Raw genomic sequence first — 20,915 nt, forward strand, 5'->3', positions numbered from 1 at the left:
TAGAAAGTCACCGTTTGGTGGCTTTTAACTTTACAGAAGGGGTTATACCCCTTTTTAACATATAGAAAGGGAGATAAGATGAATCTGATTTGGACCTACTTAAAAAAATATCCTAAGTGGATTGCCTTAGACTTGTTGGGGGCCTTCTTATTTGTAGTGGTAAACTTGGGCTTGCCGACTTTTTTGGCTAGGATGATTGACCAAGGAATTACAAAGAACGATGTTAGTCAGCTCTATTTCTGGGCGGGGATGATGGGACTGATTGTCCTGCTCGGTATTGTTGGTCGAGTGACACTTGCCTATGCAGCCGGAAAGTTGACGACCAATATCGTAAAAGATATTCGAAATGATTTGTACGAGAAAATTCAGGACTACTCTCATCATGAATATGAGCAGATTGGTGTTTCTTCTCTAGTTGCTCGTATGACAAATGATGCTTTTGTCTTGATGCAGTTTGCGGAGATGGTATTGAAGCTGGGAATTATCACTCCCTTGATGATGATTGCCTCTGTCATCATGACCTTGGTAACTAGTCCAAGTCTGGCTTGGACAGTCGCAGTAGCTATGCCGTTTCTCGTTATCGTTATTTTCTATGTAGCAACCAAAACCCGTCCTCTTTCTGAAAAGCAACAAAAACGTTTGGATACCATCAACCAATATGTTCGTGAAAATCTCATGGGCTTACGTGTCATTCGGGCATTTACTCGGGAAGAATTTCAGGAAGAGCGTTTTGCGACAGTAAATGAGGAATATACCGATATTTCCAAAAAGCTCTTTAATCTGACTGGATTGACAGAGCCGCTCTTTGTCCAGATTATCATTGCTATGATTGTGGCCATTGTCTGGTTCGCATTGGATCCTTTGCAAACAGGTAGTCTGCAAATCGGTGATTTGGTAGCCTTTATCGAATATAGTTTCCACGCGCTTTTCTCATTCTTGCTCTTTGCTAACTTGTTTAACATGTATCCACGTATGTCCGTATCGAGCCAACGGATTCAGGAAGTCTTGGACATGCCCATTTCCATTTCTAAGAATGAAGATGGGATTACTGAAACAGACACTCGTGGTTATTTGGAATTTGAAAATGTAACTTTTGCCTATCCTGGTGAAACGGAATCGCCTGTTCTCCACAATATTTCATTCAAGGCTAAGCCTGGTGAAACAATTGCCTTTATTGGTTCAACAGGTTCTGGCAAGTCTTCCTTGGTCAACTTGATTCCACGTTTCTATGATGTGACACTTGGTCGTATCTTGGTGGACGGTGTGGATGTCAGACGCTACAATCTAAAGGCACTCCGCAGCAAGATTGGTTTTATTCCGCAGAAAGCTCTGCTATTTACCGGAACTATCGCGGAAAACTTAAAGTACGGTAAGATGGATGCTAGTCTTGCTGAACTTCATGATGCGACGGATGTGGCTCAGGCTAAGGAGTTTATCGAGAGTAAGGAAGAGAAGTTTGACACCCATCTAGCAGAAGGCGGAAGCAACCTGTCAGGCGGGCAAAAGCAACGTTTGTCCATTGCGCGTGCCATTGTCAAACAGCCCGATATTTATATCTTTGATGATTCTTTCTCAGCCTTGGATTATAAGACGGATGCGATTTTGAGGAGTCGTTTGAAGGAAGTGACGGAAAATGCGACGGTCTTGATTGTTGCCCAACGTGTCGGAACCATTATGGATGCTGACCAGATTATCGTGCTGAACGAAGGTGAAATCGTTGGTCGTGGCACCCACAATGAATTGATGGAAAGCAATGAGATTTACCGAGAAATTGCCAACTCTCAACTTAACCGTCAATCGTTAACAGAAGAATAGGAGGAATTATGAAGAATAGATCAGTATTTACCCGTGTTTGGGACTATTTGCGTCGTTACAAATCTTCTGTATTTTTAGCTGTTTTTCTAAAGACCATCAGTGCAGTTATGAATGCCTTGGAGCCCTTTGTACTGGGGCTTATCATTACAGAATTGACCAAGAATCTGTTGGACATGGCAAATGGAGTAGAAGGAGCTCAGATTAACTATTCCTACATTGCCATCATGCTTGCCATCTATGCCCTTCGTGCCCTTCTATATGAAATCGGTGCCTATGGTTCTAACTATTTTATGACCAAGGCAGTGCAGGGAGCAACCAAGGAACTACGTCAGGACTTGAGCCACAAAATTAACAAGATTCCAGTATCTTATTTTGACAAGCACCAATATGGTGATTTGCTGGGGCGTTTTACAAGCGATGTGGAGACTGTGTCGAATGCTCTACAACAAAGTTTCCTTCAGTTAGTCAATGCCGTTCTGACTCTCTCTCTAGCCATTTTCATGTGTTTCTGGTTGGATGTATCCCTAGCACTTGTAGTCGTAACCTTGGTTCCAGTGACCTATTTTTGTTCCAAGTTTATCATGGGCAAATCCCAGCCTTATTTCAAGCAACAGGCTGATGCCCTAGGTCGATTGAACGGCTTTGTCCAAGAAAATCTGACAGGTTTTAACGTTCTCAAACTCTACGGCCGTGAAGAAATTTCTACAGAAGAATTTCGCCAGATTACCTCCGATTTGCAGGAAGTTGGTTTCAAGGCTAGTTTTATGTCTGGTTTGCTCATGCCTCTGGTACACGGCTTATCAAACATTGCCTATGTAGTCGTGGCCTTACTTGCTGGTCTGAAAGTTCTTGCAGGTACATTGATGGTCGGTAATATGCAGGCCTTCGTCCAATACGTCTGGCAGATTTCTCAGCCAGTCCAAACCTTGACCCAGTTGGCACCCCAGTTGCAGTCTGCTAAATCTTCCCTTGAACGCATCTTTTCAGTCTTAGATGAGCTTGACGAAGAAGACGCCAATGCGCTAGAGTTGACAGCTAGTCTGACCGGACAAGTCAGCTTTGAACAGGTTGAATTCGGCTATTCAGAAGACAAGCCGCTTATCCGTAACTTTAATCTTGATGTTAAGCCAGGTGAAATGGTGGCTATCGTTGGACCAACAGGGGCTGGTAAGACAACCCTCATCAACCTTCTCATGCGTTTCTATGATGTCACATCGGGTGCTATCAAGGTGGATGGTCAGGATATTCGGAATATTTCTCGTCAATCCTACCGTAGTCAATTTGGTATGGTCTTGCAGGATGCCTGGCTCTACGAAGGGACCATCAAGGAAAACCTGCGTTTTGGACGTCTGGATGCGACGGATGAGGAAATTGTGGAAGCTGCCAAAGCCGCCAACGTTGACCACTTTATCCGTACCCTGCCTGGCGGTTACAACATGGAAATGAACCAGGAATCCAGCAATATTTCCCAAGGTCAGAAACAGCTTTTGACCATTGCACGTGCCTTGTTGGCGGATCCTGCTATTCTGATTCTTGACGAAGCAACTTCTTCAGTTGATACTCGTTTGGAACTCTTGATTCAAAAGGCCATGAAACGGTTGATGAAGGGGCGGACAAGTTTCGTCATCGCCCATCGCTTATCAACCATTCAGGAAGCTGATAAGATTTTGGTCTTGAAAGGTGGACAGATTATCGAACAAGGTAACCATGAAAGTCTTTTGGCAGATAAAGGTTTCTATTATAATCTTTATCAAAGTCAGTTTAGTGAATCCAAATAAAAAACGAACTCCCTTGTCAGTGACAGGGAGTTTTCTCATATACAAGTTTGTGAAAATTAATAGGAAATTTCGGATAATAGCCCCTCAGCGGTAGTGGTTGGGAGGATGCGGACACGATTGAGAGTCAGTAATCCGTCACTAGCAGAAGCCAAGCCGTTGTTAGTAGTCACACCAAGTTTGTAGCCAGCTTGTTCGGTCAAGGCTACGGTGTCGGCTGAGTATCGTCCACCAGGGTAGGCGATAGCGATGGTTTCCTGATTTAATTGGCTGTCAAGATAGGCTTTAGAGGAAGTAAGTTCATTTGTTTGATCCTCGATAGAACTATACTCTAAATCAGGATGGTTGACGGTATGCCCTTGGAAGGAGAGCCCTGCGGTCTGCATTTCCTTGATTTGATCAAGAGTAAGGTGCCCTGCTTGTCCATACTCAGTAAACCCTGTAATGACATTGTTGGTTGCCTTCATTTGATATTGCTTAAGCAATGGGTAGGCATAGCTATAAAAATCCCAGAGGCTATCGTCAAAGGTTAGCCAGACAACCTTTTTGCCAGCAGGAAGGACATTTTCTGTCAATACCTTATAAGCCTCTTCAGGTGATAAAGTATAGTAACCTGCATCTTGCAATGCTTTTAGATGACTTTCGAAAGTCGTTGGATCTACGATAAGATTAGCATTAGCTTCTTCCTCGGGAGCCATTACGTGAATGGCATGATACATGAGGATTGGAAGTTTGATAGGTTCAGTTTGTTGTTCCCAAATGATTTCTGTTTTTATTTCACTACTTTCTGAAGTCATAACACTCGAACTGGCTGTTGTCTCTACCGTTGAAGCTTTGGAATCACTTTGCTGCTTAGATGGCTGTTTTAGAAAGATTAGAAAAATAGATAGTAGAGTCACTACTAATAATGCGATACCAAGTAGCATTGGCACAAGTTGTTTCTTTTGTGTGCGGCTTCGACGGGCTCTTCTTGAATGTTTCATTATCTTATCTCCATAATCATATATTAAAACAATTATATCAAATTTTTTGCCAAATAGTCAGAATATTTGTTATAATGGGAGAAATACATTTTAAAGGAGAGCACATGGTAGTTAAGATAGGATTATTAGGATTTGGAACCGTTGCGAGTGGTGTGCCATTTTTATTAGAAGAAAACCAGGAAAAAATAGAGAAAGCCGCGCATGATAGTATTGAAGTTGCTAAGGTTTTGGTCAAGGATGAAGCAGAAAAAGACCGTCTCTTGGCTGCAGGTCATGACTATCATTTTGTAACAAATATTGATGACATTTTGGCTGACGAAGACATCGCCATTGTAGTTGAGCTGATGGGACGTATTGAGCCAGCAAAAACATTTATTACACGTGCCTTGGAAGCAGGCAAGCATATTGTAACAGCCAATAAGGATTTACTTGCTGTTCATGGTAGCGAATTGCGTGCCTTGGCTGAAGAGAAAGGTCTTGCGCTTTATTATGAAGCTGCAGTTGCAGGTGGTATTCCAATCTTGCGTACCTTGGTCAACTCTTTGGCTGCTGATAAGGTAACTCGTATCCTCGGTGTATTGAATGGTACTTCAAACTTCATGTTGACTAAGATGGTTGATGAAGGCTGGACTTACGAAAAAGCTCTTCAAACAGCACAGGAACTCGGCTATGCAGAATCTGACCCAACAAATGACGTTGAGGGGATTGATGCGGCTTACAAGGCTGTTATCCTCAGTCAATTTGCTTTCGGTATGACAGTTGATTTTGAACACGTAGCACACAAGGGTATTTCAAATATCACGCCAGAAGATGTGGCAGTGGCACAAGAGTTGGGCTACGTCATCAAACTTGTGGGTGATATTCAAGAAACCACCTCTGGTATTGCTACCGAAGTATCTCCAACCTTCCTACCGAAAAATCATCCCCTTGCAAGCGTCAATGGCGTGATGAATGCTGTATTTGTCGAATCTATCGGCATCGGCCAGTCTATGTACTATGGACCGGGCGCTGGGCAAAAACCGACTGCAACAAGTGTTATGGCTGACATTATTCGTATCGTTCGTCGCTTGAAAGACAATACTATCGGCAAAGCTTTTAACGAATATAGCCGCCCACTTCAATTGGCAGCCCCAAGCGATGTGAAGAGCGAATATTATTTCTCAATTGATGCGCCTGATAAAAATGGAAAAATGCTTCGTTTAGCAGAAATCTTCAATTCTGAAGAAATTTCCTTCAAGCAAATTCTGCAACAAGCTGCAGATGGAGAAACAGCCCGCCTAGTGATTGTGACCCATGAAATGAGTAAGACTCAGTTGGAAAATGTAACAGACAAATTGAGCAAAGAAACAGACTTTACTGTCTTAAATACCTTTAAAGTACTGGGAGAATAAGCAATGAAAATTATTATTCCAGCAACTTCAGCTAATATCGGTCCAGGATTTGATTCAGTAGGTGTTGCCCTTTCGAAATATCTAACGATTGAAGTGTTTGAAGAGACTGATGAATGGGTGATTGAGCACAATCTTGAACATGTTCCATCAGACAAGAACAATCTTTTGATCAAGACAGCTTTAAAGATTGAAAAAGGATTGCAGCCGCATCGTATCAGAATGATTAGCGATATTCCCTTGGCACGTGGTTTGGGTTCATCCAGTTCCGTTATCGTAGCTGGTATTGAATTGGCTAATCAATTAGCAGGTTTGAATATGACAGCGGATGAAAAATTGTTCAAAGCTACAGAAATTGAAGGACATCCTGATAATGTAGCCCCAGCGATTTTTGGTAATTTAGTCATCTCTAGCTATGTTAATAAGAAAGTACAGGCAGTTGTAACAGAATTCCCAGAAGCAAGTTTTGTTGCCTTTATTCCAAACTACCCACTGCGTACGGTTGAAAGCCGAGGTGTACTACCTTCTCAGATGGGGTACAAGAAAGCAGTGGCTGCTAGTGCCATTGCAAACGTTGCTGTTGCCAGTTTGATGGCAGGTGATCTGGAAAAAGCTGGGAAAGCAATTCAGTCAGACATGTTCCATGAACCGTTCCGTCAGCTACTTGTTAAGGAGTTTTGTCCAATCAAACAAACTGCACAGGAGTTGGGAGCCTATGCAACCTACTTATCAGGTGCCGGTCCAACAGTGATGGTATTAGCGCCCAAAGATAGGGAGGACGCTATTGTTCTTGCATTAGAGGAACTAAATCTAGACGGAACTGTCCACCGCCTTCAAGTTGATACCGAAGGGATTGCTATTGTATAGATAGTGATAATCTATCATTTGCAAAACTAAAAATGTTTATTTTATTGGAGTTCACCATCGCAACTATAAGCGGTAGGAAGGGAACTCCTTTTTTTGTGCATTCCATTCTCCATTTCAAAATATTGGTGCAAATTAATTTGGCTTGTGAAAGTATTTTTGTTGAATTTTATTCGTTTTCTCCTGTAATTTTTGGTATAATAAATCCTGTATATCTTAAATTGAAATGAGAAGGTTATGAAAGATAAAATTAGGCTTGAATTAGAAGGCATCGATATTCGATTCGATGAGCCTTTAAAAGAATATACCTATACAAAAGTAGGAGGAGCTGTTGATTATCTAGCTTTTCCGCGGAATCGTTACGAGATTGTTCGTATAGTAGAATTTGCTAAACGCGAAGGTATTCCATGGCAAGTATTAGGAAATTCAAGTAATATCATTGTCCGAGATGGCGGTATTCGTGGTTTTGTTATCCGTATGGATAAACTTAACTCCGTTACTGTATCAGGATACACCATTGAAGCGGAAGCAGGTGCCAATCTGATTGAAACGACAAAAGTCGCACTTTTCCATTCTTTATCAGGATTTGAATTTGCTTGTGGTATTCCGGGAAGCGTTGGTGGTGCTGTCTATATGAATGCAGGTGCTTACGGAGGTGAAGTAGCACACATTCTAGTTTCAGCGCAGATTTTGACTCCAGCAGGTTATGTCGAAACATTGGACAATCGTGAGTTACGATTTGGCTACCGTTCTTCTATCTTGCAGGAAAACGGTGCGATTGTTTTGTCTGCAAAATTTGCCCTCAAGCCAGGAAATCATACGGTTATTCAACAAGAAATGGCTCGTTTGACACATTTACGCGAGCTCAAGCAACCTTTGGAATATCCATCTTGTGGTTCAGTCTTCAAACGTCCACTTGGTCACTTCGCAGGACAGTTGATTATGGATGCGGGGTTAAAAGGCTATCGAATCGGTGGAGTCGAAGTTTCTGAAAAACACGCTGGCTTTATGGTCAATATAGAAAATGGTACAGCAACTGATTACGAAAATTTGATTGCCCATGTGATTGAAGTCGTTGAAAAATCTTCAGGAATTACTCTGGAGAGAGAGGTTCGTATTATCGGCGATCCTGCTGATACACTCTAGCCATCAGGCTCTTACAAAAAAGAAGGAATTTATGAGAATTGAAAAAGCCGATTATTGAATTTAAGAACGTTTCAAAAGTATTTGAAGACAGTGGAACAACTGTATTAAAGGATATTAGTTTTGAATTGGAAGAGGGGAAATTTTATACCCTTTTAGGAGCTTCTGGTTCAGGTAAATCAACGATTTTGAACATTATTGCTGGTTTATTGGATGCGAGTTCAGGTGATATTTATCTGGACGGTCAACGGATTAATGATGTTCCAACAAATAAACGGGATATCCATACTGTTTTCCAGTCCTATGCCCTTTTCCCACATATGACTGTCTTTGAAAATGTGGCTTTTCCTCTTAAATTACGAAAGGTTGACAAGGCTGAAATCGAACGCCGTGTGACAGAAGCCTTACAAATGGTCCGACTTTCTGGTTATGAAAATCGTTCCATTCAGAAATTGTCTGGTGGTCAACGCCAGCGGGTTGCTATTGCACGTGCGATTATCAACCAGCCTCGTGTTGTCTTGCTAGATGAACCACTTTCTGCCCTGGACTTGAAACTGAGAACAGAAATGCAGTACGAACTGCGTGAATTGCAACAACGTCTAGGAATTACCTTCGTCTTCGTTACCCATGACCAAGAAGAAGCTCTGGCCATGAGTGACTGGATTTTTGTCATGAATGAAGGTGAGATTGTCCAATCTGGGACGCCAGTGGACATTTACGACGAGCCAATCAACCATTTTGTTGCTACCTTCATCGGTGAATCCAATATCCTTCCAGGCTGCATGATAGAAGACTACTTGGTTGAGTTTAACGGCAAACGCTTTGAAGCTGTCGATGGCGGTATGCGACCAAACGAAGAAGTTGAAGTTGTTATCCGTCCAGAAGATTTGCAGATTACCCTACCTGAAGAAGGCAAATTGCAGGTAAAAGTGGATACACAGCTCTTCCGTGGTGTTCACTACGAAATCATCGCCTATGACGACCTTGGTAATGAGTGGATGATTCACTCAACTCGTAAGGCCATTGTCGGAGAAGTGATTGGACTAAGCTTTGAGCCAGAAGATATTCATATCATGCGTCTCAATGAAACAGAGGAAGAATTCGATGCTCGTATCGAAGAATATGTGGAAGTGGAAGAAGTAGAAGATGGCTTGATTAACGCCATTGAGGAGGAACGCAATGAAGAAAACCTCTAGGATTTTTGCAATTCCCTATGCCCTATGGGTCTTTCTCTTTGTACTCGCTCCAGTTGCCTTGATTATCTTCAAATCTTTCTTTGATATTCACGGCAATTTCACTTTGGCCAACTACCAGACCTATTTTAACTCGCCAAATATGACCTATCTGCGAATGAGTTTTAACTCTATTTTTTACGCAGGTATTATTACTCTGGTCACACTTTTGGTTTCCTACCCAACAGCCTATTTCTTGACCAAGCTCAAGCATAGACAACTCTGGCTCATGTTGATTATCTTGCCAACCTGGGTCAATCTTTTGCTGAAAGCCTATGCCTTTATCGGTATTTTTGGACAACACGGCTCGATCAACCAGTTCCTAGAATTTATTGGTCTAGGAGCTCAGCAAATTCTTTTCACAGATTTCTCCTTTATTGCTGTTGCAGCCTATATCGAGATTCCGTTTATGATTTTGCCGATCTTTAACGCCTTGGATGATTTGGATAAAAACCTAATCAATGCCAGTCGTGATTTGGGGGCAACTCCTTGGCAGACCTTTACAAAAGTTATTTTTCCTCTTTCTATGAACGGCGTTCGTTCAGGTGTTCAAGCGGTTTTTATTCCGAGTTTGAGCCTCTTCATGTTGACCCGTTTGATTGGCGGTAACCGAGTCATTACACTGGGAACAGCCATCGAACAACATTTCCTCACAACACAAAACTGGGGAATGGGTTCAACCATTGGTGTGGTCTTGATTTTGGCCATGCTCTTGATTATGTGGATGACGAAAGAGAGGAAGAAATAATGAAGAAATTCGCAAATATCTACTTAACAGTTGCCTTTCTCCTTCTCTACTTACCGATTTTCTATCTCATTTTTTATGCCTTTAATGAAGGCGGGGATATGAATGGCTTTACAGGCTTTACCTTGGAGCATTTTTCTTCCATGCTCAGTGATAGCCGTCTCATGCTCATCTTAGCTCAAACTTTCCTATTAGCTTTTTTGAGTTCTTTGATTGCGACCCTTATCGGAACTTTCGGCGCCATCTATATCTATCAGGCAAAACCTCGTTTTCAAAATGCACTCTTGTCTGTCAATAATATCTTGATGGTAGCACCGGACGTCATGATTGGGGCGAGTTTCCTAATTCTCTTTACCATGATTGGTTTCCAGCTTGGCTTTGTCTCGGTATTGCTCAGTCATATTGCCTTTTCTATTCCAATCGTAGTATTGATGGTCTTACCTCGTCTGAAGGAAATGAATGCGGATATGATTTCAGCAGCTTATGATTTGGGGGCAACTCAGCCACAAATGCTGAAAGAAATCATGTTGCCTTACCTAACACCAGCCATCATTGCTGGCTACTTCATGGCCTTTACCTATTCCTTGGATGACTTTGCTGTGACCTTCTTCGTAACAGGTAATGGATACTCAAACCTATCTGTTGAGATTTACTCTCGAGCTCGTAAGGGAATTTCTCTGGAAATCAATGCCTTGTCAACCTTAGTTTTCCTTTTCTCTATCTTATTGGTAGTGGGTTATTATTTCATCTCACGTGAAAAGGAGGCAAACTAATGAAACGATTGTATTCTTTTTTTGTAGGAATTATCGCTATTGTCCTAGTTCTATGGGGAATTAGTTATAAATTAGAAGCTGATTCAACCCAGGGGACAACTGATAAGCTTGTCATCTATAACTGGGGCGATTATATTGACCCAGAATTACTCGCAGAATTCACTGCTGAAACAGGTATTCAGGTAGATTATCAGACCTTTGACTCCAACGAATCCATGTACACAAAGATTAAGCAGGGTGGAACAACCTACGATCTGACAATCCCATCTGAATACATGATTTCTAAGATGACAGAAGAGAATATGTTAATCAAGCTAGATAAGTCTAAGATTGAAGGGATAGAAAATATTGATCCTCGATTTATGGGACTAAGCTTTGACAAGAACAATGATTATTCTATTCCATATTTCTGGGGGACCTTGGGCATTGTTTACAATGAAACCATGGTAGAAAATCCTCCTCAGGAATGGGAAGACTTGTGGTCAGAAGAATATCGTGACAATATCATGTTAATTGATGGTGTGCGTGAAGTCATGGGCGTTGGTCTACAATCACTAGGGTATAGTCTCAATTCCAACAATCCTACCGAGATTGAAAAGGCTACCGAACATCTCTATAATCTAACTCCAAATGTCAAAGCAATTGTTGCTGATGAGATAAAAGGTTATATGATACAAGATGCGGCAGCTATCGCAGTATCTTTCTCAGGTGAGGCGAGTGAAATGTTAGATGGAAATGAAAATCTGCGCTATGTTGTACCATCAAAAGGTTCTAACCTTTGGTTCGATAACATGGTCATTCCAAAAACAGCAAAAAATATTGATGGAGCTTACGCCTTTATGAGTTTTATGCTTCGTCCTGAAAATGCGCTTCGCAATGCAGAATATGTTGGTTATTCAACACCAATTCCTGCAGCCAAGGCTATGCTGGATGAGGAGACTCAGAACGACGAATCCTTCTATCCTTCAGAAGAAACGATGAAGAAGATGGAAGTTTATGATAATCTTGGACCAGAGATGCTTGGAATGTATAATGACCTCTATCTCCAATTCAAGATGTATCGGAAATAGTCTGATTGGACAGGTAGCAATATAAATAAAAGAATGGGAGTGAGGTTCTTTATTAAGTACTTATTGCTCCTATTTTTTGGTCATACATACTATAGAAAGGAAGGGAAATCCCAATGGAAAATCACCGGAAAGAAGTTAGTTTTATTTCTCGATCAATCCTCTATTCGGTTCTGCGTGGTAGTTTAGTTGGCATTGTCGCTGGTTTAGTGGTCGTTGCATTTCGCTTAGCCATTGAAAAACTATTTTCTGTCTTTACGCACCTCTATTCTCTGGCAACAGATAATGCAATCTATTTACTTCTTATTGGAGGGATTTATCTGGTTATAGCTTTACTTGTTGGCAAGTTGATCAAAGACGAGCCAAATGCAAAAGGTTCTGGTATACCTCAGGTGGAGGCAGAACTAAAAGGAATTATGGATTTAAACTGGTGGTCAGTCCTTTGGAAAAAATTTATCGGCGGTGTTTTATCCATTGCATCTGGCCTAATGCTGGGGCGTGAAGGTCCCAGCATTCAACTAGGAGCTGTAACGGCTAAAGGTGTATCAGTTCTTCTTAAATCCAGTGAAATGGAAAGAAGGAGTTTGATTGCTAGTGGCGCTGCGGCAGGTTTGGCAGCAGCTTTCAATGCACCAATAGCAGGCCTTTTATTTGTTGTGGAGGAAGTCTATCATCAGTTTTCACGTCTGGTATGGGTCTCAGCCCTGGCAGCCAGTATCACTGCGAACTTTATTTCCTTACATGTTTTTGGATTAATGCCTGTTTTGCATATGCCGAAGGACTTACAGTTACTATCTCTTGACCAATATTGGATCTATATCTTACTTGGAGTTTTCCTTGGACTTGCTGGATATGTGTATGAAGTTGTTATCCTCAATATACAAGGTTTCTATACCCTCCTCTCAAAAATCATTCCTCTCCCAGTTCCATACTACAGTGTATTTGCCTTTTTGTTCATTATACCGATTGGTTATTTTTTCCCTAATCTGTTGGGTGGCGGGCATCATTTGATTTTAGAGCTTCCATATTTGGAACAAGGACTACTGACATTGGCAATCCTGATTTTAATACGATTTGTCTGGAGCATGATTTCCTATGGTTCTGGTCTACCAGGGGGCATCTTTTTGCCCATATTAACTTTAGGAAGTCTCCTTGGGCTTTTTGTCGCACGGTTCTTCCTTGAAATTGGTTTCATCAGTCAGGAGCAGATGCTATTGTTTATTGTATTGGGTATGGCAGGCTTTTTCGCAGCGATTTCCAAAGCACCTCTAACTGCTATTATTTTAGTTACTGAAATGGTAGGAAGTTTGAATCAATTGATGGTCATCGGGTTGGTGGCTTTGAGTTCCTATGTGATGATGGATCTTTTAGGTGGCGCGCCGGTCTATGAAGCAATGTTGGAAAAAATTCTGCCAGAAGAAGTAGAACAGCAAGAACATATGACCTTAATAGAGGTTGTTGTCAACGAAACATTGGATCAAATATTTGTAAGTGAGTTACGTTTGCCGGATTCATGCTTGATTACCAGTCAAATTCATCATGGTAAGTCAAGGATTGTGAAAGGAAATAGCCAACTTTCTATGGGTGATTCCTTGCTCGTTGCAGTTCCAATCTCTCAAATTCATGCCGTTCGTAGGATATTTGGGGGAGATTAGCATTTTTTTAGATTGTCTTAACAAAGAGATGAGGTAGAAAAGTCCCAATATTATACTGTTTTCGTTGTCTGGTCAACTTTCTCAATTCAGGAATAATTTCATCGGGAACGAAACTCCGAGGCAGCAGACCAATCCGCATTCATTTGGCAATCCAGTAAGCGTCTTTCTTGTCAGCTTTCTGACCTGTAATGGCCTTCATGTGGGCTGGTTGAGCAAGTATTAGCTCGAAGTCATCACATAGAGCATGCCAGACAGGTCGCCAATAGACACCTGTGCTTTCTATACCAACAGCTTCCACATGAAATTGACTGAGAAAATCGTGGTAAGCACGTAGACCTTTAGTCGTTGTATCAAATGTAGCTAAGTAACACTTTGGACAAGTTAAGGGGAATACAAACGACAATATCGACTTGATCTACACATGATTATCTATGACAATTCCTTCCTTCTTAAAATTAGAGAGCCTATCTACTGAATTTTAGTCATATTCTTGAGCACATATTGTGGTTCTTATCAGTAGGGTAGAGCAGTTTTGTCATCATAATTAACATCAATAATGCACCAACCACAGGGCCCTCATTAGGTATATAATCTTAGTGAGGGCTTTATGCTTATTTCATTATTCTGTGGGTAAGGACGGAGCCATCATGAATGTCTTGCTCACTCCCTTTTTAGTGTGCATTATCTGTATCTATGGTTATAGATATTATTGATAGCTAGTTATAGTTTGAATAAATAACTGAATTTTCAGAATATACTTGCAATGCTGATAATTTTATGTTTTAATATATTTATTGGCTTTGCCAATAATAAAGGAGAAAAACTAGGAGGAAAACTTATGAAAAAGAAAGAAACTTTCTCACTTCGGAAGTATAAAATTGGAACTGTGTCTGTTCTTTTGGGTGCAGTTTTTTTGTTTGCAGGTGCACCATCGGTAGCAGCAAATGAATTGACAAGCCTTGTAGAGACTAAGGTGGAAACAACTGTTCCTGACGCAATCGTCAGCGAATCAGCCTCAGAAAGTCCCGTAGTCGAGGAGTTAGTTGATACTTCTGTGGAGGCTAACCCAACTGATGTAACCACTACAGATAATGGAGAGGGAAGAACTGTTTTTGAAAATGTCACAAATGCAGAGACAGAAGCAACTCAACCAGCTGTAAAAACTCCAGCTACTTCAGAGAAAAAAGTAGAAGAAGAGGAGAAGTTTTCCACAGCAGATGAGACTACTGCTATTACGAATCAGGAAGAAGCGAAACCACAAAACATTGATAGTAATACGATCATTACAGTACCTAAAGTTTGGGACAGTGGTTACAAAGGCGAAGGAACAGTAGTTGCAATCATAGACTCCGGTCTTGATGTTGACCACGATGTATTGCGTATTTCAAACCTCTCAACTGCGAAATATAAATCAGAAAAAGAGATAGAAGCAGCTAAAAAGGCAGCAGGAATTACCTACGGTGAATGGTTTAACGATAAGGTTGTATTTGGTTATAACTATGTCGATGTGAATACTGTCTTGAAAGAAGAAGACAAACGTTCACACGGTATGCACGTGACAAGCATTGCCACAGGAAATCCGACGCAACCAGTTGCTGGACAATTAATGTATGGTGTAGCTCCTGAAGCGCAAGTCATGTTTATGCGCGTATTCTCAGATCTCAAAGCTACAACAGGCGCAGCATTGTACGTAAAGGCGATTGAAGATGCTGTAAAATTGGGTGCCGATAGCATCAACCTCAGCTTGGGAGGAGCTAACGGCTCTGTTGTTAACATGAATGAAAATGTGACTGCAGCAATCGAGGCTGCTCGTCGTGCAGGTGTTTCTGTTGTTATTGCCGCTGGTAATGATGGAACATTTGGTTCAGGTCATTCTAATCCGTCAGCCGATTATCCAGATTATGGCTTGGTCGGAGCTCCTTCAACAGCTCGAGATGCAATTTCTGTCGCTTCTTACAATAACACAACGGTTGGTAGTAAAGTAATTAATATCATTGGCTTAGAAAATAATGCTGATTTGAACTACGGAAAGAGTTCGTTCGATAATCCAGAGAAAAGTCCTGTACCATTTGAAATTGGGAAGGAATATGAATATGTCTATGCGGGAATCGGTCAAGCTTCGGATTTTGATGGTTTAGATTTGACTGGAAAACTTGCACTCATCAAACGAGGAACCATCAGTTTCTCAGAAAAAATAGCCAATGCAACAGCCGCAGGGGCAGTAGGGGTTGTTATTTTTAATAGCCGCCCAGGCGAAGCTAATGTGAGCATGCAACTGGATGATACAGCTATCGCAATTCCATCTATCTTCATTCCATTGGAATTCGGTGAAGCTTTGGCGGCTAAGCCATATAAGATTGCGTTCAATAATGAAACAGACATTCGTCCTAACCCCAAAGCAGGTCTTCTTTCAGATTTTTCAAGTTGGGGTCTATCAGCAGATGGCGAGCTAAAACCAGACTTAGCTGCTCCGGGTGGTGCTATTTATGCAGCGATTAATGATAATGACTATGCCAACATGCAGGGAACAAGTATGGCTTCTCCACATGTGGCGGGAGTAGCTGTATTAGTAAAACAATATTTACAGGAAACTTATCCAACTAAGTCTCCTCAAGAAATCGAAGCATTAGTAAAACACTTGCTTATGTCTACTGCAAAAGCTCATGTGAATAAAGATACGAATGCCTACACTTCACCACGTCAACAAGGTGCGGGTATTATTGATACTGCGGCAGCTATTTCTACAGGTTTATATTTAACTGGCGAAGATGGGTATGGCAGCATTACCTTGGGAAATGTTGAGGATACATTCAGCTTTACGGTCACACTTCATAACATTACAAACGAAGATAAGACTTTAAACTACTCAACACAGTTAACAACGGATACTGTTCAAAACGGATTGATCACCTTGGCTCCACGTCTATTAGCAGAGATTGCTGGCGGTAAGGTGATTGTGAAAGCTAATTCAAGTACAACTGTTACAATTAATGTCGATGCATCAAGCTTTGCTGAAGAATTGACAGGATTGATGAAAAACGGTTACTATCTTGAAGGCTTTGTTCGATTTACAGATGTAGCCGATGGTGGTGATATTGTCAGCATTCCATACGTTGGTTTCCGTGGGGAATTCCAAAATCTAGCCGTTCTAGAAAAGCCGATTTACAATTTTATTGCTGATGGTAAAGGGGGCTTCTACTTTGAACCTGTTGTAGCACAGCCAGATACGGTTGATATTAGCCATCACTACACAGGTCTCGTGACAGGAAGTAAAGAGTTAATCTATTCTACAAATAAGCGTTCTGACTTTGCACTCAAGACCCTCGGAACATTTAAAAACAAAGCAGGGTATTTTGTTTTAGAGCTCGATGAATCTGGTAAGCCTCACTTAGCTATCTCACCAAATGGGGATGAGAACCAAGATTTTCTTGCCTTCAAAGGTGTATTCTTAAGAAATTATACTAATTTAGTCGCAAGTGTCTATGCCGCAGATGACACTGAGCGCAGAAATCCACTTTGGGAAAGTCAACCACAGTCAGGCAATAAAAACTTCTATAGTGGCAATCCTAAAAATCCAAAATCAAGCATTGTTTACCCTACTGAATGGAATGGAACAGACAGTGAAGGGAATGCTTTAGCAGATGGTAAATATCAATATGTTTTGACCTACTCATCTGAAGTTCCAGGTGCAGCAGTACAAACTATGATTTTCGATGTTATCATTGATAGACAATCACCAGTTATTACGACCGCAACCTATGATGAAACAAACTTTACATTTAACCCTCGTCCAGCCATTGAAAAAGGAGAATCCGGTCTATATCGCGAGCAAGTATTCTATCTTGTAGCAGATGCCAATGGTACGACAACTATTCCTTCCTTATTAGAAAATGGTGATGTAACCGTTTCTGATAACAAGGTATTTGTGGCACAAAATGACGATGGTTCCTTCACATTGCCTCTTGATCTTGCAGATATTTCAAAATTCTACTACACAGTAGAGGATTATGCTGGTAATATCAGCTATGAAAAAGTAGAGAATCTGATCAGTATTGGCAATGAAAAAGGATTGGTAACTGTCAATATTCTTGATAAAGACACAAATAGTCCTGTACCAATACTTTTCTCTTACTCAGTCACCGATGAAACAGGCAAGATTGTTGCAGAATTACCACGATATGCCGGCGATACTAGCGTTCTTAAGCTACCATTTGGTACTTACACCTTTGATTTATTCTTATATGATACAGAGTGGTCAAGCCTAGCAGGTGAAACAAAAGCAGTCGTGACGATTTCGGAAGAAAATAGCACTGCCGAGGTGAATTTCTATGTGACTTTGAAAGATAAGGCTAACTTGCTGATAGATATTGATGCATTACTACCTTCTGGTTCAACCATCCAACTGGTAACTGCTGATGGTCAGACTATTCAGCTACCAAATGCTAAATATTCTAAGACTGATTATGGTAAATTTGTACCAGTTGGTACCTACACTATCCTTCCAACCCTCCCAGAAGGCTATGAATTTTTGGAAGAATTAGACGTAGCAGTACTTGCAAACCAGTCAAATGTTAAGAAATTAACCTTGATTAATAAAGTTGCTTTGAAAGAACTGATTGCTGAACTTGCAGGACTTGAAGAAACAGCGCGTTATTACAATGCTAGTCCAGAACTTCAAACTGCCTATGCTAAAGCATTAGAAGATGCCAATGCAGTATATGCCAACAAACACAATCAGGCACAAGTAGATTCAGCAGTTGCCAGTCTTGTGGCGGCGAGAGAACAGTTAAACGGTCAGGCTACCGATAAGGAAAAACTAATTGCTGAAGTATCAAACTACACACCGACTCAGGCAAACTTTATTTATTACAATGCTGAAAATACCAAACAAATTGCCTATGATACAGCTGTTCGTTCAGCACAACTTGTATTGAACCAAGAGAATGTAACACAGGCAGTTGTCAACCAAGCGTTGGCTGACTTGTTAGCAGCGAAAGCCAACTTAGATGGTCAAAAGACTGATATTTCAGCCCTTCGTAGCGCAGTATCCGTTTCTTCCGTATTAAAAGCGACAGATGCTAAGTATCTCAATGCATCTGAGAACGTGAAACAAGCTTATGACCAGGCAGTTGAAGCAGCGAAAGCGATTCTAGTTGATGAATCTGCAAGCCAAGCAAGTGTCGATCAAGCTCTAGCCGTTCTGACAAGCGCTCAGGCAGAACTGGATGGTGTTGCTACTTCAACAAATGATGCCAAAGAGCCAGCAAATACTGCCACTGACAAAAAAGATGAAGGCACTGTAACGCCTCCACCTATAGACTCAGAAAAAGTTGATGTACAGGCACCTCCTGTAGAAGATACTGGGAATTCAGGGCATGTACCGATAGGTCAGAAGCCAAACCTTCAACCAACTTTACCTCGTCCAGTCACTTTGCAAGCTAGTCTATCTAGTCCTAATCAAGAAAAACAGGTGACTCAACTACCAAATACTGGAGAAAATGATACGAAATACTATCTTGTTCTTGGTGTCATTATTGGGCTAGGGACTCTGTTAGTAAGCAAACGACGTCATAAGGAAGAAGTATAACCAACACTAACTTTATCACAAGTTTGCTAAATAATAAAACCGCTTAATCATTGATTAGGCGGTTGTTTGTGTTTGAAATTGAAGCCATTGTCTTTTGGATGTTTCTTGAGACATCAGTTGGCTTTACAAGATAATAATCTTGAGCCAGTTGGTCGGCAATATAGGAGTGGAGGTAGGTTGCTACAAGGATTCTTTCATATAGATGAACATGGGGAAATTGTACAGCAAATCCTGCAATCATACCTGCAAGAGTATCTCCCATACCTCCTGTTGCTTGGTAGGGACCACCAGCTCCTATTGGAGTGACTTGGTTTGGCTGGGTTTTTAGGATTTGAGTAGCAGAACTTTTAGCTACAAGGATTGTATTTTCTTGAAAAGATTGCAAGGCTTCAAGATTTCTTTGGCTTGTTTGGTCAGCAACCGGAATGGCTGATAACCGTTCCCATTCTTTCTGGTGGGGTGTCAGGATGACTTGTTTACACGGGAAGTTCTTCCTGTTTTGCTTTGCAATTAAGGTAAGGGCTGAGCCGTCAAGAACCAAAATCTGCTGGTCAGATAAATGTTCAAAAATAAAGTCCAATAACTGTTCAGCTCTGCTATTTTCCCCAAAACCTGGACCAATCAATACCAAGTCAGCATTTTCTAAGCTACTTATCAGCAAGGCTTGATCGTCAAATGAAAATGCCATGGCTTCAGGTAGATGACTATGTAAGGCTGATATGTTGTCTTTTTCAGTAGCAACAGTTACCAAGCCTGCTCCACTGTTGACGGTTGCTAGTGCAGCCATGATAATCGCTCCACCATAAGGATACAGTCCACCAATCAGTAGGACTCGACCATAGCTTCCCTTATGGCTATTGCGTGGTCTTGCTTGAATAACCTTTCTACAGAGTTCTTGTAAGTCCATACTTATTCCCCCTTTTCTTCTTATTATATCACGAGGAATGAGGTTTATGACAATCCAGATTTTAGATAAATCCAAGTTTTCATGCTATAATGAATTCATGGTATTATCAAAAAAACGTGCAAGAAAAGTTATTGAAGAAATCATCGCTCTATATCCTGATGCTAAGCCTAGCTTGGACTTTCGAAATCACTTTGAGTTGGTATGTGCAGTGCTCTTATCTGCTCAAACTACAGACGCTGCGGTGAATAAGGCAACACCTGGTTTGTTTGCAGCTTTCCCTACGCCCCAAGCCATGGCGGCAGCAGAAGTGAAGGATATTGAGCCTTATATTTCTCGTTTGGGTTTGTACCGAAACAAGGCAAAGTTTTTAAAAGACTGTGCCCAGCAGTTATTGGAACGGCATAATGGCATTGTTCCGCAGACTCGTGAGGAATTAGAAGCTCTGGCAGGAGTGGGAAGAAAAACGGCCAATGTTGTCTTAAGTGTCGGTTTCGGAATCCCAGCCTTTGCAGTTGATACCCACGTGGGACGGATTTGTAAACACCACGATATTGTCAAAAAATCGGCTACACCCCTGGAAACAGAGAAACGAGTCATGGAAGTCTTACCTCCTGAACTCTGGCTCCCTGCTCATCAAGCTATGATTTATTTTGGTCGTGAGGTTTGCCATCCTAAGAACCCTGAATGCGAAAAATTCCCACAATTATATGAATTTGACTAAAAAATCTTCTGTTTTTGAAGATTTTTTTAGTTTTTATTATGGCTTCGAGCCAGTTTTTCTCGTAGAGAAAAACAAGAAAACCACCAGCTATGCTGGTGGCTGACAAGGCTTTGAGCTTCCATTTCTTTTTCCTGATATAATCTAATTGTTCAGGTTAGATAAAGGAGGAAAAAGAAATGGCTAAAACCAGTTACAGTTTATCACATACCAAATGGATGTACAAATATCACATAGTTTTCACACCTAAGTACCGTAGAAAA

14 protein-coding genes and 2 pseudogenes are annotated in these 20,915 nt (G+C 41.2%); 13 read left to right on the forward strand and 3 right to left on the reverse strand.

The features are described 5' to 3' along the window. Positions 1 to 78 precede the first annotated feature (78 nt). Both ODU34_RS08780 and ODU34_RS08785 read left to right on the forward strand, forming a co-directional pair. The gene (locus ODU34_RS08780) at positions 79 to 1,815 is read left to right on the forward strand and encodes an ABC transporter ATP-binding protein (protein ID WP_205015168.1); all 1,737 of its coding nucleotides are present in this window, start codon (positions 79 to 81) and stop codon (positions 1,813 to 1,815) included. Positions 1,816 to 1,823: 8 nt separating this feature from the next. Beyond that, positions 1,824 to 3,593, forward strand: coding sequence for an ABC transporter ATP-binding protein (locus tag ODU34_RS08785; protein WP_205015166.1), 1,770 nt, complete (start codon positions 1,824 to 1,826; stop codon positions 3,591 to 3,593). 56 nt (positions 3,594 to 3,649) lie between these two features. Here the strand turns inward: ODU34_RS08785 and ODU34_RS08790 are convergent, their stop codons facing one another. Then, complete coding sequence (locus ODU34_RS08790; protein ID WP_205015164.1) at positions 3,650 to 4,573, reverse strand: polysaccharide deacetylase family protein; 924 nt, start codon at positions 4,571 to 4,573, stop codon at positions 3,650 to 3,652. Between the two features lie 104 nt (positions 4,574 to 4,677). On the opposite strand from ODU34_RS08790, the gene ODU34_RS08795 reads away from it, so the two are divergent. From ODU34_RS08795 to ODU34_RS08830, 8 genes are all read left to right on the forward strand, one after another. Further along, positions 4,678 to 5,964: a homoserine dehydrogenase gene (locus ODU34_RS08795; protein WP_205015162.1), complete on the forward strand. Its 1,287-nt coding sequence runs from the start codon at positions 4,678 to 4,680 to the stop codon at positions 5,962 to 5,964. A gap of 3 nt (positions 5,965 to 5,967) precedes the next feature. Further along, positions 5,968 to 6,828, forward strand: coding sequence for a homoserine kinase (gene thrB, locus ODU34_RS08800; protein WP_205015160.1), 861 nt, complete (start codon positions 5,968 to 5,970; stop codon positions 6,826 to 6,828). 234 nt (positions 6,829 to 7,062) lie between these two features. Then, entirely contained in the window at positions 7,063 to 7,971 is a 909-nt protein-coding gene (murB, locus tag ODU34_RS08805; RefSeq protein ID WP_105257560.1) for a UDP-N-acetylmuramate dehydrogenase, read from the forward strand. A 38-nt stretch (positions 7,972 to 8,009) separates the two neighbouring features. Beyond that, positions 8,010 to 9,164, forward strand: coding sequence for an ABC transporter ATP-binding protein (locus tag ODU34_RS08810; protein ID WP_205015158.1), 1,155 nt, complete (start codon positions 8,010 to 8,012; stop codon positions 9,162 to 9,164). Further along, positions 9,148 to 9,948: an ABC transporter permease gene (locus ODU34_RS08815; RefSeq protein ID WP_105179123.1), complete on the forward strand. Its 801-nt coding sequence runs from the start codon at positions 9,148 to 9,150 to the stop codon at positions 9,946 to 9,948. The genes ODU34_RS08810 and ODU34_RS08815 overlap by 17 nt, the downstream gene beginning before the upstream one ends. After that, positions 9,948 to 10,718, forward strand: coding sequence for an ABC transporter permease (locus ODU34_RS08820; RefSeq protein WP_105179124.1), 771 nt, complete (start codon positions 9,948 to 9,950; stop codon positions 10,716 to 10,718). The genes ODU34_RS08815 and ODU34_RS08820 overlap by 1 nt, the downstream gene beginning before the upstream one ends. Continuing rightward, a complete protein-coding gene (locus ODU34_RS08825; protein ID WP_105105831.1) occupies positions 10,718 to 11,788 on the forward strand; it encodes an ABC transporter substrate-binding protein in 1,071 nt (356 codons plus the stop codon). Before ODU34_RS08820 ends, ODU34_RS08825 begins: the two co-directional genes overlap by 1 nt. A gap of 113 nt (positions 11,789 to 11,901) precedes the next feature. Next, complete coding sequence (locus ODU34_RS08830; protein ID WP_105179125.1) at positions 11,902 to 13,440, forward strand: ClC family H(+)/Cl(-) exchange transporter; 1,539 nt, start codon at positions 11,902 to 11,904, stop codon at positions 13,438 to 13,440. Between the two features lie 52 nt (positions 13,441 to 13,492). Here ODU34_RS08830 and ODU34_RS08835 read toward each other — a convergent pair. Next, a pseudogene (locus ODU34_RS08835) lies at positions 13,493 to 13,822 on the reverse strand (transposase); the annotation flags it as partial. A 456-nt stretch (positions 13,823 to 14,278) separates the two neighbouring features. Here ODU34_RS08835 and ODU34_RS08840 point away from each other — a divergent pair. Beyond that, a complete protein-coding gene (locus ODU34_RS08840) occupies positions 14,279 to 19,027 on the forward strand; it encodes a S8 family serine peptidase (RefSeq protein WP_105179126.1) in 4,749 nt (1,582 codons plus the stop codon). A gap of 43 nt (positions 19,028 to 19,070) precedes the next feature. On the opposite strand, the gene ODU34_RS08845 is transcribed toward ODU34_RS08840, so the two are convergent. Continuing rightward, positions 19,071 to 19,934 (reverse strand): NAD(P)H-hydrate dehydratase, encoded by an 864-nt coding sequence (locus ODU34_RS08845; protein ID WP_024413173.1) that lies wholly within the window; start codon positions 19,932 to 19,934, stop codon positions 19,071 to 19,073. Between the two features lie 97 nt (positions 19,935 to 20,031). Here ODU34_RS08845 and nth point away from each other — a divergent pair, with 97 nt between their 5' ends. Together nth and ODU34_RS08855 are read left to right on the forward strand one after the other, a co-directional pair. Continuing rightward, a complete protein-coding gene (gene nth / locus ODU34_RS08850; protein ID WP_044678434.1) occupies positions 20,032 to 20,655 on the forward strand; it encodes an endonuclease III in 624 nt (207 codons plus the stop codon). 176 nt (positions 20,656 to 20,831) lie between these two features. Beyond that, positions 20,832 to 20,915: pseudogene (locus tag ODU34_RS08855) on the forward strand (IS200/IS605 family transposase); the annotation flags it as partial.

Origin of the sequence: Streptococcus sp. 2018WUSS126, assembly GCF_044427425.1 — a bacterium.
Lineage (GTDB): Bacteria > Bacillota > Bacilli > Lactobacillales > Streptococcaceae > Streptococcus > Streptococcus hashimotonensis.